The sequence below is a fragment of the Frisingicoccus sp. genome (genome assembly GCF_048388605.1).
Taxonomy (GTDB): Bacteria; Bacillota; Clostridia; order Lachnospirales; family Lachnospiraceae; genus Frisingicoccus.
The window spans coordinates 29,407-45,902 of sequence record NZ_DBGCTU010000045.1 but is presented as its reverse complement, the minus strand read 5'-3'; the positions used below and the strand labels follow the sequence as shown (position 1 = coordinate 45,902).

The 16,496-nt window shown below is 46.8% G+C and carries 15 protein-coding genes, 1 pseudogene and 1 riboswitch; of the genes and pseudogenes, 13 read left to right on the top strand and 3 right to left on the bottom strand.

Translation table 11 applies throughout. The features are described from left to right. Nucleotide 1: 1 nt before the first annotated feature. The 4 genes from rimO to ACMN7X_RS12485 are packed head-to-tail and all read left to right on the top strand — an operon-like array spanning nucleotide 2 to nucleotide 5,022. Nucleotides 2–1,339: a 30S ribosomal protein S12 methylthiotransferase RimO gene (rimO, locus tag ACMN7X_RS12500; protein WP_418747797.1), complete on the top strand. Its 1,338-nt coding sequence runs from the start codon at nucleotides 2–4 to the stop codon at nucleotides 1,337–1,339. Beyond that, complete coding sequence (pgsA, locus tag ACMN7X_RS12495) at nucleotides 1,323–1,865, top strand: CDP-diacylglycerol--glycerol-3-phosphate 3-phosphatidyltransferase (RefSeq protein ID WP_418747796.1); 543 nt, start codon at nucleotides 1,323–1,325, stop codon at nucleotides 1,863–1,865. Before rimO ends, pgsA begins: the two co-directional genes overlap by 17 nt. Next, nucleotides 1,865–3,118 carry a competence/damage-inducible protein A gene (locus ACMN7X_RS12490; protein ID WP_418747795.1) on the top strand — a complete coding sequence of 418 codons (1,254 nt, stop codon included), beginning with the start codon at nucleotides 1,865–1,867 and terminating at the stop codon, nucleotides 3,116–3,118. The genes pgsA and ACMN7X_RS12490 overlap by 1 nt, the downstream gene beginning before the upstream one ends. Before the next feature lie 11 nt (nucleotides 3,119–3,129). After that, entirely contained in the window at nucleotides 3,130–5,022 is a 1,893-nt protein-coding gene (locus ACMN7X_RS12485) for a hypothetical protein (protein WP_418747794.1), read from the top strand. On the opposite strand, the pseudogene ACMN7X_RS12480 reads toward ACMN7X_RS12485, so the two are convergent. Next, nucleotides 5,019–5,660: pseudogene (locus tag ACMN7X_RS12480) on the bottom strand (TIGR01906 family membrane protein). The gene ACMN7X_RS12485 and the pseudogene ACMN7X_RS12480 sit on opposite strands and share 4 nt — an antisense overlap. Nucleotides 5,661–5,776: 116 nt before the next feature. After that, nucleotides 5,777–5,821: riboswitch (PreQ1 riboswitch) on the top strand. A 21-nt stretch (nucleotides 5,822–5,842) separates the two neighbouring features. Here ACMN7X_RS12480 and ACMN7X_RS12475 point away from each other — a divergent pair. Genes ACMN7X_RS12475 through ACMN7X_RS12465 form a run of 3 tightly spaced genes read left to right on the top strand, consistent with a single transcriptional unit; the run spans nucleotide 5,843 to nucleotide 8,101 of the window. After that, complete coding sequence (locus tag ACMN7X_RS12475; protein WP_418747793.1) at nucleotides 5,843–6,847, top strand: nucleoside hydrolase; 1,005 nt, start codon at nucleotides 5,843–5,845, stop codon at nucleotides 6,845–6,847. Beyond that, a complete protein-coding gene (locus ACMN7X_RS12470) occupies nucleotides 6,844–7,425 on the top strand; it encodes an ECF transporter S component (RefSeq protein ID WP_418747792.1) in 582 nt (193 codons plus the stop codon). Before ACMN7X_RS12475 ends, ACMN7X_RS12470 begins: the two co-directional genes overlap by 4 nt. Then, nucleotides 7,412–8,101 carry a radical SAM protein gene (locus ACMN7X_RS12465; RefSeq protein ID WP_418747791.1) on the top strand — a complete coding sequence of 230 codons (690 nt, stop codon included), beginning with the start codon at nucleotides 7,412–7,414 and terminating at the stop codon, nucleotides 8,099–8,101. Before ACMN7X_RS12470 ends, ACMN7X_RS12465 begins: the two co-directional genes overlap by 14 nt. 53 nt (nucleotides 8,102–8,154) lie before the next feature. Here ACMN7X_RS12465 and ACMN7X_RS12460 read toward each other — a convergent pair whose 3' ends face one another. Continuing rightward, on the bottom strand, nucleotides 8,155–8,979 hold the full coding sequence (locus ACMN7X_RS12460) for a YhfC family intramembrane metalloprotease (protein WP_418747790.1): 825 nt from the start codon (nucleotides 8,977–8,979) through the stop codon (nucleotides 8,155–8,157). Between the two features lie 185 nt (nucleotides 8,980–9,164). Between ACMN7X_RS12460 and ACMN7X_RS12455 the strand changes: the two genes are divergently transcribed. From ACMN7X_RS12455 to ACMN7X_RS12440, 4 genes are read left to right on the top strand one after another with little or no spacing between them, the layout of a single operon-like run. Continuing rightward, nucleotides 9,165–9,539, top strand: a complete 375-nt coding sequence (locus ACMN7X_RS12455) for a GntR family transcriptional regulator (RefSeq protein ID WP_418747789.1) — start codon at nucleotides 9,165–9,167, stop codon at nucleotides 9,537–9,539. 2 nt (nucleotides 9,540–9,541) lie between these two features. After that, on the top strand, nucleotides 9,542–10,399 hold the full coding sequence (locus tag ACMN7X_RS12450) for an ABC transporter ATP-binding protein (RefSeq protein WP_418747788.1): 858 nt from the start codon (nucleotides 9,542–9,544) through the stop codon (nucleotides 10,397–10,399). 1 nt (nucleotide 10,400) lies between these two features. Then, nucleotides 10,401–11,039, top strand: coding sequence for an ABC-2 transporter permease (locus ACMN7X_RS12445; RefSeq protein ID WP_418747787.1), 639 nt, complete (start codon nucleotides 10,401–10,403; stop codon nucleotides 11,037–11,039). Nucleotides 11,040–11,058: 19 nt separating this feature from the next. Beyond that, complete coding sequence (locus ACMN7X_RS12440; RefSeq protein WP_418747786.1) at nucleotides 11,059–11,280, top strand: hypothetical protein; 222 nt, start codon at nucleotides 11,059–11,061, stop codon at nucleotides 11,278–11,280. 53 nt (nucleotides 11,281–11,333) lie between these two features. On the opposite strand, the gene ACMN7X_RS12435 is transcribed toward ACMN7X_RS12440, so the two are convergent. Next, nucleotides 11,334–12,977: an ABC-F family ATP-binding cassette domain-containing protein gene (locus ACMN7X_RS12435; RefSeq protein ID WP_418747785.1), complete on the bottom strand. Its 1,644-nt coding sequence runs from the start codon at nucleotides 12,975–12,977 to the stop codon at nucleotides 11,334–11,336. Between the two features lie 286 nt (nucleotides 12,978–13,263). Here ACMN7X_RS12435 and ACMN7X_RS12430 point away from each other — a divergent pair, with 286 nt between their 5' ends. Beyond that, nucleotides 13,264–14,646, top strand: a complete 1,383-nt coding sequence (locus tag ACMN7X_RS12430) for an NCS2 family permease (protein WP_418747784.1) — start codon at nucleotides 13,264–13,266, stop codon at nucleotides 14,644–14,646. A 22-nt stretch (nucleotides 14,647–14,668) separates the two neighbouring features. After that, nucleotides 14,669–16,459, top strand: coding sequence for an ABC-F family ATP-binding cassette domain-containing protein (locus ACMN7X_RS12425; RefSeq protein ID WP_418747783.1), 1,791 nt, complete (start codon nucleotides 14,669–14,671; stop codon nucleotides 16,457–16,459). The last annotated feature ends 37 nt before the right edge of the window (nucleotides 16,460–16,496 follow it).

Here is a 16,496-nt window from a genome sequence, read left to right as displayed (position 1 = left end):
AATGAAAATATTGTTTGTTTCACTGGGCTGTGATAAAAATCTGGTGGATTCGGAGGTAATGCTCGGACTTTTAAGAGACAGGGGTCATGAGATTACTAATGAGGAGTCGGAGGCGGAAATTGTTGTTGTCAACACCTGCAGTTTTATTCACGATGCCAGGGAAGAAAGTGTTCAGACCATTCTGGAAATGGCGGAATTAAAAAAGGAAGGCGTTTGCCGCCTGCTGATCGTAACCGGCTGCCTGGCTGAAAAATACCGGGAGGAGATTCTCACCGAATTGCCGGAGGTCGATGCGGTGCTGGGAACAACGGCCTATGATGCCATCTGCGATGTTATTGAAAAGAGTCTGGCCGGAGAGCGGGTTCAGGCCTTTGAATCTGTGGACCGGCTGCCCCTTGTGGATACCCGGCGGGTGATGACAACGGGCGGTTATACCAGTTATCTTAAAATCGGCGAGGGCTGTGACAAACACTGTACTTATTGCATTATTCCGAAGCTCCGGGGAAATTATCGGAGCGTTCCGATGGATTATGTACTGGAAGATGCCCGGAGACTGGCAGCTTCCGGCGTAAAGGAACTGAATATCGTGGCCCAGGAAACGACCACCTGGGGGAAGGATATCTATGGTGAGAAACGGCTGCACGTCCTTCTGAGAGAACTCTGTAAGGTGGAAGGTATTCGCTGGATCCGGCTTCTCTACTGTTATCCGGAGGAGATAACGGATGAACTGATTGAGGTCCTTCGGGCGGAGCCGAAGATCTGTCACTATCTGGACATGCCGATTCAGCACAGCAGTGATGCTGTTTTAAAACGTATGGGACGCCGGACATCCCGGAGGGAACTGGAGGACGTCATCGGAAAGCTGCGCCGGGAAATTCCGGATATTGCCCTGAGAACGACTCTTATTACCGGCTTTCCGGGGGAAACAGAGGAAGACCATGAAGATTTAAAATCCTTTGTGCGGAAGATGGAATTTGACCGTTTAGGCGTCTTTACCTATTCGCCGGAGGAAGGAACTCCTGCAGAAAAGATGCCGGATCAGGTGCCGGAGGAACTTAAAGAGAGCCGGAGGGATGAACTTATGCGCCTGCAGCAGCAGGTGTCGGCAAAGAAGACGGCGGCCATGGTCGGCAGGACGCTGGAAGTGCTGGTTGAAGGAAGAATACCGGAGGAAGGTATTTATGTCGGAAGGACTTATCGGGATGCCCCGGAGGTGGACGGTTATATTTTCCTGGATGCAGAGGAAGAAATAATTTCCGGAGATTTTGTGACCGCGAAGGTCAACGGCGCGGATGAATATGATTTGACAGGAGATGTGATCTATGAATTTACCGAATAAACTGACTGTACTCAGAGTTATCATGATTCCCTTTTTCGTATTTTTTTACCTTACAGGGAAAGTATATATAGCAGATGTTCTTTTTATCGTTGCCAGTCTGACAGATATGTTGGATGGAAAGATTGCGAGAAAATACAATCTTGTTACCAATTTTGGTAAATTTATGGACCCGCTGGCGGACAAACTTCTTGTGGCCGCGGCGCTTATCTGCTTTGTGGAAGTGGACCGGATACCGGCCTGGATCGTGCTGGTGATCATCAGCCGGGAATTTATTATCAGCGGTTTCCGACTGGTGGCAGCCGAGGGCGGCAAGGTGATCGCTGCCGGTTACTGGGGAAAAATTAAAACAGCCGTAACGATGGTAACGATTATTTTTATGATTCCGAATTTTGGAGGAATTTTCCTGGATGCATCCTGGATCTATCCTTTGGAACAGATTTTAGCCTATGCATCGCTCATACTGACAATTATCTCTCTGATTGACTATCTTGTGAAGAACAAAGAAGTGCTTGGAGGCGAAATGTAATGATCATTGAGTTTATATCTGTCGGGACGGAGATCCTTCTCGGCAGTATTACGAATACAAATGTCCGATATCTGGCAGAGGAGTGCGCGGTATTAGGTCTGACCAATTATTATCAGGTGACGGTTGGAGACAACGAGGGCCGTTTATCCGATGCCGTCCGCACGGCGCTGGACCGCTCGGATATCGTTCTTTTGAGCGGGGGTCTGGGGCCTACGGAGGATGATATTACCCGTGAAACCGTGGCGAAGGTTCTTGGCCGGGAGATGAAGGAAGTACCGGAAATTCATGAACAGATTCAGGCTTATTTTGAACGTATGGGCGCCAAACGGCCTTCAAACAATAACTGGCGGCAGGCGATGATTATCGAGGGCGCTGAGATTGTGGAGAATCACAATGGCACGGCGCCGGGAATGATCATCCCTGTGGAGGGCAATAAACATATTATCCTTATGCCGGGACCGCCGGAAGAATTGAAAATGATGTTTGAGGAGAGTATTGCGCCTTATCTGGTCGGTCTGAATCATCAGGTGATCTGCTCAAAAACGGTGAAGATCTGCGGTATGGGCGAAAGCCGGGTGGCGGATGCCGTCTCGGATTTAATCGATGCTCAGACAAATCCGACAATTGCAACCTATGCCAAGGGCGGTGAGGTCCATTTGAGGATCACGGCCAGCGGCAGCGATTCGAAGGCAGCCAGAAAGAGTATTAAGCCGATCGTCAAGGAGTTGAAAAGCCGGTTTGGCGAAAAAGTATATACGACCAGGGAAAGTGAAACGCTGGAACAGCATGTGGTCGGCCTTCTGAAACGGAAAAAGATGACCGTGGCTACGGCCGAATCCTGTACGGGAGGCATGGTTGCATCAACACTTGTCAACGTGCCGGGGGCTTCGGAAGTATTTAATGAAGGCTATATTACTTATTCTAATGAGGCAAAGCAGAAGATTCTGGGAGTAAAGAAAAAAACATTGAAAAAAGACGGCGCTGTCAGCGAGAATTGTGCGGCGGAAATGGCAAAGGGCGCGGCAAAGGCTGCAGGCGCCAGAGCGGCCATCTCTGTGACAGGCATTGCCGGACCGGATGGCGGTACAGAAGAGAAACCGGTCGGACTGGTATATTTTGGATGCTGTATTGACGGTAAAGTATGGGTGGAATCCTATCATATGAATGGCGACCGTCAGAAGGTCAGAGAAATTTCGGTGAAAAAGGCATTGGATATGCTGCGTCGGCATTTGAATCACGTGGAACAGGATTAAGGAGGCATCATATGGGCGCAAAAGACAAGAAGAAATGGTTACTGGCAGGATTGCTCTGTCTGCTGATGTGGCTGCTCTGCGGCTGTGTCGGAAACAATAAAATGAGCATTGATACGACTCTCGAAATAAACAGCAAGTTTAAGGGGCAGAGAGTAATGTCGGCTGTGGTTTCTGAAAGTGTTTTTCGCCAGGCTTTTGATGGAAATCTGGAGGACCTTCAGGGAATGGTGACGGAAAAGTGTCCGTCCACATTGATCTGCTCCGCTGAGGAGGTCAGCAACGGTGTGGCGATAACGATGACACTGGAGTTTGCCAACCTTTCGGATTATACAAATAAGATCGGACAGATTCTTGGAAAAACGCCGGGAATTTATTTTGATGCGTCCAATTCCATTTTCAAAGAGGGCTATATGCTTCAGGAAAATTTCACCTCCCAGGATTTGTTTGGCTGGCTTTTGGATGCGCTCAGGGACAAAAACAGTCAATTCGAGGACATGGAGTTGTCTGATATTTTTCAGAATGGGGATACAAAGGTCATTTATGAGGGGGAAACCGTGGAATCCGAAGCGATGATCCATGTGGAAAGGATGGAATCCCATGCCTTTGACAGCCTGTCTGTTGAAATGACGATGAATGACGATGGTTCCTATAAGACGGCGGTAAATTATATTGTCAGTCAGGATGTATATTACGATATGGGCGATGATATGGATGCGGCGATCAAAAGGCTTATGCCGGACGGCGGCGTTTATGAAGTCAATAATGTGGATACACAGCGGGTCTATACCATTGGTTTCAGCGCATATAATACGGAAACTCTCATTTCTCAGTTGAATTCGGTGCTTCATACAAATAACTGTGAGTTTGAAATCGAGGAGACCGGGGATGAGTCCGATCCGTTTCAGGCCCATAAGGAAATAACAATATATCTGGACGGTTCTTATTTCCTCGATTTTGCCAAAGAGGAGACAGAGCTCGTTTATCTGCTGAAGACCAGTTCGCAGTATTCTTTTAATGACTGCCAGTCGGTCACAGGTTTTTTAAGGAATTATTCTTTTGATAATGACGATAAATATACCAGCGTATATATGACCGTGGGACCTTCCGATAAGGTGCAGGTCCGTTTGACCTATGCGGTCGATATACAGAAGGTTGAAATTGCAACAAAGATTCACAGTGAAAATATGCTGGAGCGCACGCTGAGTTTTTATTTTGATCCGGGGCAGGCGGAATTGACCGGAGAAAATTTTGAAAATAAGCTCCGGGCCCGTATGGATGAAGATATGACGCTGGATACGGCTGATGCGGACGGTATGAGAGTTTATACGGTTCATATTCCGGCGGACAGTCCGGAAGATTTGTCTTTAAAGACGACAAAGTTTTTGGACGGCTCGGCGAACGAGGAAGAATTGACCAGCACCTTTGCGGGCGGTAAATCTTCGAAAAAGCAGTTAAAAATCCGCTCATATTTTTATGAGGATCATATCAATCTGGAGAAGTTTATCGGAAGTGCGGTGGTAAGCGACGGCATTGTATACCGTATGGAATATCCGAAGGGATATGCGGCGGCCTTTGAGGAGGGCAGCCATGCGGATATGGTGACCGAGGGCAATACGCTGACATGTACAACAAGAGATTTGATCATCAATGTGAAATCCCGGGGGGAAACGGTGAATGTGGCCGGTATGACCCAGTTGATCCTCTGGTGGGCTAGTCTGATATTGACGATCGTCACCCTTGTTTTGAATTTGAAACATATTGCGGGGTATATTCGTTACCGGGAAAAATATCTGCTGAAAACAGATCTTTTCCACGGCAGAAATCAAATCCTGTTGACGGCCGGCATTGTGGCGCTTACCGTGTTTGTGTTTACAAGTCTCCGATTGGTATTTCGGGTATATTAATGAACCTCGGAAGGAGACCGGCGATTCAGCCTGTGATGAATGATCAGGCATACGGCGCTGGAAATGACGACTAAAGCTAAAATCATCAACGCACAGTGCATGAAAAAACCGTCGGGCAGGATAAGAATGACGGGGTCGGTTTCCGCATCGAAAATCCAATAATCGTTATTAAAAAATAATTTATGAAATAAAACAAAGAAACGGTCCCAGTTCAGGGCGATCAGAATGCCGAGAACTGCGGGAAGGGCCAGGGTTAAAACAGAAGTCAGCTTCAGATAGGCCGGCTTCTGTTTTTTCAGGCTTATAATGCCGAGAATACTCCCGATAAAGCTTAACGGAAGAAGAACCGCCTAGATAAATACAAAAATCCGTTTGACTTCCACAAAATGAATCCGCCCCTCTTCGGACATGGCAAGTGTTGGAAATTCCAGTTCTCCGCGGTAGAAGGCAGAGTTGTAATCAATGAGGGCATCGTAATTTTTCCGGATCTCCTCTTCGGAATAGCCCGTATTTTCCGGCAGTGAAAAATGCTGAATGTCCATATAATAGAGGGGACGAAAATTCAGCGTAAAGACGACCGCGGCGGAAAGGATGCATAATGTCAGAGCCAGGGCGGTAAGAATCTGTTTTATTTTCATAGGTTTAACCTCCAAATCTTTATTTGATGGTTTCCATTATACATCATCTGCCGGGACTTGTCACATTTTATTAAATGTGGTATACTAACCCAGTTATTCATAAAATCAGGGATTTCCCTGGACTGGTTCGAAAACTTCCCAGGATAAAAAACCAAGAATCTAACACAGATAGGAGAATGAATATGAAAAAAAGGGTAATTATTGATTGTGACCCGGGGATCGACGACAGTCTGGCGTTGATGTATGCGCTGTCGGCACCGGAGTTGGAGGTTGTCGGGATTACGGTGGTCTGCGGCAACGTGCCGACGGATATGGGCGTTGAGAACGCAAGGCGGGTATGCCGTTTGATGGGACGGCAGGATATTCCGGTCTATGCCGGGGCCGGGGCACCTTTAAGCCGTCCGCTGGTGACAGCCCAGGACACCCACGGTATGGACGGATTAGGTGAAACTCATATCCCGGAGGTGACGGAGGAGGAATGGCCCCACGCCCGCTTTTCGGAAAGGACGGAGGCAGGAGGGTTCCATGTACATTCGGATTTGCCGGATGCCGTGGCCTTTATCAGCAAAGCACTGTCTGAGGAAAAGCTTTCAGTGATTGCCATTGGGCCGCTGACGAATATTGCCATGGCCCTGCAATATAAGCCTCAGATTGGGGAAAATGTTGGACGTTTTGTGTCTATGGGCGGCAATTTCAAAAGTTTTGGAAACTGTTCGCCGGTAGCTGAATTTAATTATTGGGTGGATCCGGAAGCTGCCCGGTATGTTTTTGAACATATGGAGTGTCCGGTGGAGATGGTCGGGCTGGATGTGACCCGCCGGATCGTACTGACACCGGAGATGATTCGGGGGCTTGAGTTGCTTGGTGATCCAAAAGCGGATTTTATTGTAAAGATCACCCGGTTTTATGTGGATTTTCATAAAAAACAGGAAGGCATTGACGGCTGTGTCATTAATGACCCTCTCGCCGTCGGATATTTTATAAATAGTGACTTATGTAAGGGCATCGACGTCTATACGACTGTGGAGACAAAAGGTTTATCGGTGGGCCAGACGATCGTGGATGAAAAAGGTTTTTGGAAAAAGAAGGCCAACAGCCGCGTTTTGACCCGGGTGGACTCCCCGCGCTTTATGCGCCAATTCATGTCTGCCTTATTTGGCAGCAGAGGGGAGGCTGTTCTGAGATGAGTGAGCGGAGAAATTTTACGACGTTAAAGCAGTGTATGGTTGCTCTTGGAATTGTATTAAATATTGTGGGCGCTTTTATTGCATTGAATCTGAGGCTGCCGATATATCTGGATTCGGTGGGCACCGTTCTTTCCGGCGCTCTTCTGGGCCCGGTTTACGGCGTGGCCACGGGCGTGCTCGGAAGTCTGATCAGCGGTATCACCTTTGATATTTATTCTCTCTACTATGCGCCTGTGCAGATTTTAACCGGGTTGATGGCCGGATGGATGTTTCGGACAAAGTGGCTTTCCGGTTGGCGGCTGCCTCTGGGCGGATTGGCTGTATCCCTGCCCACATCCATTGCCAGTGCGGTGATCACCGCCTTCCTTTTCGGGGGCATAACCTCGTCGGGCTCTTCCTATCTGGTCATTTTGATGAGCAACCTCGGGATGAATCTGACTTTAAGCTGTTTTTTAGTTCAGGTTTTAACGGATTATGCGGATAAATTGATTGCTGTTTTGTTGGTGACCGCGGCACTGAAGGCTTTGCCGGCGGAGATGAAAATGAAAATTCGGGGAGATAAAGATGGATCGTTATAGTCGGATCACGAATAAAAATCAAAGAGAAATCGTTTTGTTGAAGGCGAAGCCCTGTGCCTGGGGGAAATGCCGGTTTTGCGATTATATTGATGATAATTCGCGGGATATTCCGGAGATGGTTCGCCTGAACAGGGAAGTCCTTTCCAATGTGACCGGAGAATTCGGGGTGCTTGAGGTCATTGATTCGGCCAGCTGCTTCGAATTGCCGGAGGAAACCCTGCGGGATATAAAAAATGTGATTGAAAAATGCGGGATAAAAAAATTATTTTTTGAAAGCCACTGGATGTATCGAAAACGGCTGAATGAGATGCGGGAATATTTTGGCGTTCCGATTGTCTATAAAATCGGCGTGGAAACCTTTGACAATGATTTCCGGGAGAATTATTTAAATAAGCATGCGGATTTTGAGAGACCGGAGGAGGTGGCGGCTTATTTTGATTCCCCGTGTCTGATGGTCGGCATTAAAGGGCAGACAAAGGAAATGATCACCAGAGATATAGAGCTGTTAAAAAAATATTTTAAATTGGGAACTATTAATGTATATACGGATAATACGACTGATGTGAAGCGGGATGCGGAGTTGATCCGCTGGTTTGCCGAAAAATATGACTGGCTTAATGATGACCCCTCTGTGGAGGTCCTCTTTGAAAATACCGATTTTGGTGTCGGAGATTAAAAAAAGGTGCTTTGCCTTAAAAATGGGGCAAAGCACCTTTTTTTATTCAGAATTTAATAGTCATCATAGCGCAGGGACTGATATTGCCGATAGGCAAATACAGCCACAGCAATGGCATAGATGACAACAATGGCCTCAAGGAGCAGCAGATTGGTAATCAGGCCTGTCTGATAGAAGGCGGCAATGATATCAATGAGGGCATGAAGTACGATAGCAAGTAATATGTATATATATTTTTTGCGTACAACTGCCTTATAGATAAGAACGGAAAGGGCAATCTGCAAAACAAGGGCGGCCATCCGTTCAACACCGGACAGAATATAGGATGAAGCCGGCGTCTCAATCAGTGTGTTTAATAAAGAAGTTATAGAAGCGGCCGCTTCCGGGCTGCCGGCCTGGGAGGCATAGGCTTCCACACTGCCGTAATCATTCAGGACAACGGCGATCATAAGGTTTTGAAGCATCGTAAAAGAACCGAGAACAACAGCCTCAATTCCGCCGTGGCCGATACCATAAATGACAGCATTTTCGCGCTGATACATGTAGCGTTTCATAACCGTCATCATACAGAAAAACCGTCCGAATTCTTCGAAAATCCCGGCAGCCAGTCCGCCATAGACGGCATAAAGGAACGGATTGCCCGAAATCATCCTGCCGATGGCCGTATCGCCTGAAAGTATATATTGATGGGCGGAGCTTTCAAGAACAAGGGCAAAAATAATAAAAGTAATCGCGCCAAAAAAGAAAGGCGCCGCCTTTGTCTGAAACCGGCCTTTAAATACAAACAGCAGAACAATAGGCACTGCGATACATAAAATTCCGGTGAATCCCATAGCCAGAAGAGTGATCTGGGGGATAAGGGGTGCGGTTGTCATCATAATTGAATTCCTCCTAACAGAGTATAGTATACCTTTTTTGGAAGAAAAAGACAATATTGAAATTATCTATTGACAATGTATATATATGGTGTTATATTGTGTATATCAAGTATATACAATATGAATTTTAATTACAATTTTAAAAGATTTGCAGGCAGACGTGTCAGCAGATTGGAGGTAACAATGTGAATATATTTATAAGCAATTCGGGCGATGTGCCGATTTATGAACAGATTACAAGTCAGATCAAAGATATGATCATGCGGGGTGAGCTGAGAGGCGGGGATGCCCTTCCTTCGATGCGGGCTCTGGCAAAGGATCTGCATATCAGTGTTATTACGACAAAAAGGGCTTATGAGGAACTGGAGCGGAGCGGTTTTATTCACACCATGGTCGGCCGGGGAAGCTTTATCGCCGACGCCAATATGGAGATGATGAAGGAAGAAAAATACCGGCAGATTGAAGAGATATTGACAGAAGGGGTTCGGCTGGCGAAGAGCAGCGGGATCAGCTGCGAAGAACTTCAGGAGATCATACAGATGGTTTATGAGGAGGATTAGTGATGGAATATTTAATAGAAGTGGAAAATCTAAATAAAAGCTATCCGGAATTTTCGTTGAAAAACGTGAGTTTTAAAGTCCCGGGCGGATGTATCATGGGACTGATCGGCGAGAACGGCGCCGGAAAGTCAACAACCATTAAATCCATTTTGGATCTGGTTCATGCGGACAGCGGAAAAATCCGGATTTTTGGCAAAGATATTTATAAGAAGGGCAAAGAGATCCGGGAGGATATCGGCGTTGTTCTCGACGGCACCGGTTTTCATGAAACGCTGAAAGCCAGAGAAGTCGGGAAATTTATGGGAAAGATTTATAAGAACTGGGATGAAAAATATTATCAGAGGCTTTTAAAAACCCTTGAGGTTCCGGGAAATAAAAAACTGAAGGAATTTTCAACAGGTATGAGGATGAAGCTGATGATCGTGGCTGCCATGGCCCATCATCCGAAGCTGCTCATTCTCGATGAAGCGACCAGCGGCCTGGACCCGGTTGTCAGGGATGAGATTCTGGATATGTTCCAGGAATTTATTCAGGATGAGGAACACAGCGTGCTGATCTCATCCCATATTACAAGTGATCTGGAAAAGGTGGCGGATTATATCACCTTTATTCATAAAGGAGAGATTTTCCTGTCCGAAGAAAAGGATCGGATCATGGAGGAATATGGAATTATCCGCTGCCGCCCGGAGGATGTGTCATCCATTGATGGGAATATGATCATAGGTATCAGCCGGGGGACCTACAGCTGCGATGTGCTTGTGAGCCAGAGAGAAAAAATAAAACAGCAGCATCCGAATTTTATGATTGATCGGATTAAACTGGAAGATGTACTTTTATTTAAGGTGAAGGGAGATAAGTAATATGAGCGGATTGTTGGTTAAAGAGTATTTTACGCTGCGCCGTTATGTCAAACAGTATGTGCTGCTGTTTATCTTTTTCGGGGCGCTCAGTATTTATATGGAATCCATGACTTATTTTCAGTGCATGGTAACGATGAGTATGTGTATGCTGATCTTTACCGGCATGACTTATGATACGCTGTCGGGATGGGATAAATTTGTGCTGACTATGCCGGTGAGCCGGAAGGATATTGTGGGTTCCAAATATTTGTGCTGCATTATTTATGCGATCGTAGCGATCACTGCCAGCACTTTGTTCAGCCTTGTTTTAGGATATATCCATCCGATGGGGGATGATGATCTGATACTGCTGGCGGCGACTGCTGCAGCCCTGCTCTGCGTTATATTTTTGATCTATTCCATATTGATTCCTTTGATTTATAAACTGGGCGTAGAAAAAACCCGTATTGTGATGATCGCGGTCATTATGATACCGATTTTTGGATTAATGGCTATTTATGAATATATTCCGGAATCGGTATTTACCTTTGCCGAACAGCATGTCGGCCTTGTGGCCGCTGCCAGTGCCGCTTTCTGTGTGCTGGTGTATATTATTTCCTATTTTGTCAGTCTGAACATTTTCAGTAAGAAAGAGTATTAAGAAGAGTGGAGGGATTTTCATGAAAAACAGCGGCGTGTGCCCGAAATGCGGTTCACATACGGTAGCCTGTGTGCCCGATGATGCTCACCGCTATTTAGCTAACAGCATTTGTATGACGAAGACGGTGACTGTGGAGAGAATCCCGGTCACCCGCTATGTCTGCTGTGACTGCGGATATGTGGAAAATTGGGTGGAGTCCCAGGCGGGAAGAAATAAAATTAAAAAGAATTATTTGCCTTGACAAAAAATCCCTCTGCTGTCGGTAGAAAAGTCGGCAGCAGAGGGATGAATGAATTATTCTTCGGTGTCTTCCGCGATCTGTTCATCCATATTCATAATCTGGCGTTTCCGCGCCAGTTCATCGTTCTCAAGGTATTCATCATAGGTACACTGTTTGTCGATCAGGCCGCCGGGTGTAAGCTCCATGATGCGGTTGGCGGTTGTCTGAACAAACTGGTGATCCTGGGATGTAAAGAGCAGAACTCCCGGATATTTGATCAGGCCGTTATTCAGCGCGGTGATGGATTCCATATCCAGATGGTTGGTTGGCTCATCAAGAATCATCGTGTTGGCGCCGGACATCATCATGCGGGAGAGCATACAGCGCACCCGCTCACCGCCGGAGAGAACGTTGACCCGTTTCAGGCCGTCATCGCCGGAGAAGAGCATACGGCCGAGAAAACCGCGGACATAGGTAACATCTTTTTCCGGGGACCATGGCATCATCCAGTCCACAATGGTGTCATCACCGGCAAATTCCCGTGTGTTATCCTTCGGAAAGTAAGCCTGGGAGGTGGTCACGCCCCATTTATAGGTTCCTTCATCCGGCTCCATCTCACCGGCCAGAATTTTGAACAGAGTGGTTGTCGCATTGACATTCGGGCCGACAAAGGCAACTTTATCATCGTGGCCGAGGGTGAAGGAAATATTATCCAGCATTTTTACGCCGTCAATCGTTTTAGAGATACCGTCCACCGTGAGAACTTCATTGCCGATCTCCCGGTTTGGCTTGAAATCGATATACGGATATTTACGGCTGGACGGGCGGATTTCGTCCAATTCGATTTTTTCAAGGGCCCGCTTACGGGAAGTCGCCTGCTTCGATTTGGAAGCGTTGGCGCTGAACCGCTGTATAAATTCCTGAAGCTCTTTAATCTTTTCTTCTTTTTTCTTGTTGGCTTCCTTCATCTGTTTGATCATCAACTGGCTGGATTCATACCAGAAATCATAGTTTCCGGCATAGAGCTGAATCTTTCCGTAGTCGATATCCGCGATATGTGTGCAGACCTTATTTAAGAAATAACGGTCATGGGAGACAACGATGACTGTATTCTGAAAATTAATGAGGAATTCTTCAAGCCATGCGATGGCGTCCAGATCCAAATGGTTGGTTGGCTCGTCCAAAAGAAGGACATCCGGATTTCCGAAGAGGGCTTTGGCGAGGAGGACTTTGACTTTCTGTCCGCCGTCCAGATCCCGCATCATCGCATAGTGAAGGTCCGGCTCGATGCCGAGGCCGTTCAAAAGGATGGCGGCATCGCTTTCAGCCTCCCAGCCGTTTAACTCGGCAAATTCGCCTTCCAGTTCGCTGGCGCGGATTCCGTCTTCCTCGGTGAAATCTTCCTTCATATAAATAGCGTCTTTTTCTTTCATGATTTCATAAAGGCGGGCGTTGCCCATGATAACTGTATCCAAAACCTGAAAATCATCATATTTATAGTGGTCCTGCTCGAGGACAGAGAGGCGTTCACCCTGATTTATGGTGATATCGCCTTTACTCGGTTCCAGCTTCCCGGAAAGTATTTTTAAAAAAGTGGATTTTCCGGCGCCGTTGGCCCCGATCAGGCCGTAGCAGTTGCCTTCGGTAAATTTAATATTGACATCTTCAAATAACGCGCGTTTTCCCAAACGCAAAGTTACATTGTTTGCACTAATCATGTTTTAATACCTTTCTATCATTGTTCTTTTCAAATCGCACGTATTCTATTTTATCCAAAATCCCTGAATTTGCAAGAACTTTCCTGAAGAATTCTCAACTGTGCAGCGCTTTTTTCGGGCAATTGTCCATTTTAACATTAAAATAGGCTGCCGTCACTTTACTTTGCGTGATATAAGGGCTATAAGAGGGAAATAACAGAGAAATCCGGTTGACGGAATTAAAATAATCTTTTATGATAAACTAATGCGTATAAAATGAAAAAATCAAATTGCGGAGGAAGTTAAAATGTTGGAAAAGCTTTTTAAACTGAAGGAAAATAACACGACAGTGAAGACCGAAGTGCTGGCCGGCATAACGACCTTTATGACGATGGCTTATATTCTGGCAGTAAATCCGGGAATTCTTGCGGTGGCCGGAATGGATCAGGGGGCGGTGTTTACGGCAACGGCAATTGCAGCCTTTATCGGTACTCTCTGTATGGCACTGTTTGCCAATTATCCGTTTGCTCTGGCTCCGGGAATGGGCCTGAATGCCTATTTTGCCTATACGGTCGTTCTCAATATGGGCTATTCCTGGCAGACAGCGTTGACGGCCGTATTTGTTGAGGGGCTTGTTTTTATAGTTCTCTCGGTAACTAATGTGCGTGAGGCCATATTCAATGCGATTCCGTTAAATCTCAAGGCGGCAGTCAGTGTCGGCATCGGCTTATTTATCGCTTTTATCGGTCTGCAAAATGCGAATATTGTTGTCGGCGGCGCCACATTGCTGGAATTGTTCTCGATTGAGGGGTACAATCTGGCCAATGGTGTGAATGCCTCATTTAATAATGTGGGTATTACAGTGCTGCTGGCCATTATCGGCGTCATCATCACCGCGGTTTTGGTGATTAAAGACATTAAGGGAAATATTTTATGGGGGATTCTGGTGACATGGTTTCTGGGTATTGTATGTCAGTTCGCGGGAATTTATGTGCCGGATCCGGAGCTGGGATTTTATGATCTGCTCCCGGATTTCAGCAATGGTATCTCCATTCCGAGTCTTTCCCCCGTATTTTTTAAACTGGACTTTTCGAATGTATTTTCCCTCAACTTTTTTGTTGTTGTGTTTGCATTTTTATTTGTTGATATTTTTGATACTCTCGGCACTCTGATCGGTGTTTCCACAAAGGCGGGGATGCTGGATGATCAGGGTCGTCTTCCGAGGATCAGGGGAGCGCTGATGGCGGATGCCGTCGGCACGACTTTTGGGGCGATTCTCGGCACGTCAACAACGACAACTTTTGTGGAGAGTGCTTCCGGGGTTACTGAAGGCGGGCGTACCGGGTTGACAGCGCTGACGACGGCGGTTCTTTTTGCCCTGTCGTTATTATTGTCGCCGATTTTTCTGGCGATTCCGTCCTTTGCGACGGCTCCGGCGCTCATTATTGTCGGATTTTATATGTTGTCCAATGTTGTAAATATTGATTTTAAGGATTACAGCGAAGCAATCCCGTGCTATATCTGTATTGCGGCAATGCCGTTTTTCTACAGCATTTCCGAAGGAATTTCCATGGGCGTAATTTCCTATGTGGCCATTCATCTGCTGGCGGGAAAATATAAAGAGAAAAAAATCGGGCCTCTGATGTATGTGCTGGCGGTTCTGTTTATCTTGAAATATATTTTCCTGTAAAATAAAGGAGGCATCTTTTGCGATGAATGTTTTAAATATTGAGCATATTCATAAAATATATGGCGATAAAATCATATTTGATGATGTGTCCTGCGGGATTCAGGAGGGCGATAAGATCGGGATCATCGGCATTAACGGCACGGGAAAATCGACGCTTCTGAAAATGCTTGCGGGCGTTGAGACGCCGGATGAAGGGCAGATCGTCCGACAGAATGGGCTGAGGATTGCCTATATGTCCCAGAATCCCGAATTTCCGCCGGATGCGACGGTGGCTTCCTTTGCCCTGGATGGCAATGCGGAGACGGACTGGCAGGTTCAGAGCAATCTGACAAAGCTCGGGATTACAGAATATGATGCCCGGCTGGACCGGATGTCCGGCGGACAGCGGCGGCGCGTGGCCCTGGCGAAGGTGCTGACCGGAGAATTTGATGTGCTTTTAATGGACGAGCCGACGAATCATCTCGATGAGGAAATGATCTCCTGGCTGGAGGATTATTTGAAAAATTATAAGGGGACCGTAGTTATGGTGACCCATGACCGGTATTTCCTGGATAAGGTATCGAATCGGATCCTTGAGATCAGCCACGGAAGTCTGTACAGCTATACGGCAAATTATTCCCGTTTTCTGGAACTGAAGGCGGAGCGGGAGGAAATGGAACTGGCGAGTGAGCGTAAGCGCCAGAGTATTTTAAGGATGGAACTGGAGTGGGCAAAACGGGGATGCCGGGCCCGGACGACAAAACAGAGGGCCAGGCTTGAACGGCTGGAGGCACTGAAAAACGGGAAGGCGCCGGTGCAGGATGGAACTGTGGCTATGGATTCTGTGGAGACCCGCATGGGAAAGAAAACCATTGAACTTCATGATGTTTCTAAAGGCTATGGCGGACAGCCGCTTATCAGGAATTTTGAATATATTGTTCTGCGGAATCAGCGGCTTGGGATCATCGGCCCGAATGGCTGCGGCAAGTCGACTCTGATCAAAATGATCGCCGGGCTGGAAACGCCGGATTCGGGTTCTATTGAGATTGGCGAGACGATTAAAATCGGATATCTGGCCCAGGAAGAGACTGAGATGGACGGCAGCCGGCGGGTAATTGATTATATAAAAGATATCGGGGAATATGTTCAGACAAAGGAAGGGAAGATTACCGCTTCCCAGATGCTGGAGCGCTTTTTATTCACACCGGATATGCAGTACACGCCGATCTCAAAGCTTTCCGGCGGCGAGAGGCGGCGGCTCTATCTGCTGTCAGTTTTAATGCTCGGGGCCAATGTTCTGATTCTGGATGAGCCGTCCAACAATGTGGATATTCCGACGCTGACAATTTTGGAGGATTACATAAATTCCTTTTCGGGAATTGTTATCACAGTGTCCCATGACCGGTATTTTCTGGATAATATTGTGGATCGGATTTTTGAATTTGACGGCCGGGGCCATTTGCAGCAGTATGAGGGCGGATATACCGATTATCTGGAGGCAAAGCAGCGGCGGAGCGCGGCGGCCGAGACAGCGGTAAGTCAGAAGGCGCCGGATGGAAAAGCGCCAAAGGACTGGAAGCAGAACCGGCCGGTGAAATTGAAGTTTACGTATAAAGAGCAGAGAGAATATGAAACCATTGATGATGATATTGCCGCACTGGAAGAAAAAATCGCCGGGCTGGACGCGGATATGCTGGCCAACGCCACAAATTCGGGAAAGCTGAATGATCTGCTGAAAGAAAAAAGTCGGGCGGAAGCGGAACTGGAAGAAAAAATGGAGCGTTGGGTTTATCTCAATGATCTGGCTGAAAAGATAGAAGCGCAGAAAAAATAAGCGGAAAAATATAGTGTGAGATTAAAGTAAAAAGCGG

Bases quoted from the DNA above. Each gene is read 5' to 3' on its own strand.
- ACMN7X_RS12475 (WP_418747793.1), top strand. From the start codon at position 5,843: ATGAAAAAAAGGGTAATTATTGATTGTGACCCGGGGATCGACGACAGT.
- ACMN7X_RS12435 (WP_418747785.1), bottom strand. From the start codon at position 12,977: ATGATTAGTGCAAACAATGTAACTTTGCGTTTGGGAAAACGCGCGTTA.
- ACMN7X_RS12470 (WP_418747792.1), top strand. From the start codon at position 6,844: ATGAGTGAGCGGAGAAATTTTACGACGTTAAAGCAGTGTATGGTTGCT.
- ACMN7X_RS12430 (WP_418747784.1), top strand. From the start codon at position 13,264: ATGTTGGAAAAGCTTTTTAAACTGAAGGAAAATAACACGACAGTGAAG.
- ACMN7X_RS12485 (WP_418747794.1), top strand. From the start codon at position 3,130: ATGGGCGCAAAAGACAAGAAGAAATGGTTACTGGCAGGATTGCTCTGT.
- pgsA (WP_418747796.1), top strand. From the start codon at position 1,323: ATGAATTTACCGAATAAACTGACTGTACTCAGAGTTATCATGATTCCC.
- ACMN7X_RS12425 (WP_418747783.1), top strand. From the start codon at position 14,669: ATGAATGTTTTAAATATTGAGCATATTCATAAAATATATGGCGATAAA.
- ACMN7X_RS12440 (WP_418747786.1), top strand. From the start codon at position 11,059: ATGAAAAACAGCGGCGTGTGCCCGAAATGCGGTTCACATACGGTAGCC.
- rimO (WP_418747797.1), top strand. From the start codon at position 2: ATGAAAATATTGTTTGTTTCACTGGGCTGTGATAAAAATCTGGTGGAT.
- ACMN7X_RS12465 (WP_418747791.1), top strand. From the start codon at position 7,412: ATGGATCGTTATAGTCGGATCACGAATAAAAATCAAAGAGAAATCGTT.
- ACMN7X_RS12460 (WP_418747790.1), bottom strand. From the start codon at position 8,979: ATGATGACAACCGCACCCCTTATCCCCCAGATCACTCTTCTGGCTATG.
- ACMN7X_RS12490 (WP_418747795.1), top strand. From the start codon at position 1,865: ATGATCATTGAGTTTATATCTGTCGGGACGGAGATCCTTCTCGGCAGT.
- ACMN7X_RS12450 (WP_418747788.1), top strand. From the start codon at position 9,542: ATGGAATATTTAATAGAAGTGGAAAATCTAAATAAAAGCTATCCGGAA.
- ACMN7X_RS12445 (WP_418747787.1), top strand. From the start codon at position 10,401: ATGAGCGGATTGTTGGTTAAAGAGTATTTTACGCTGCGCCGTTATGTC.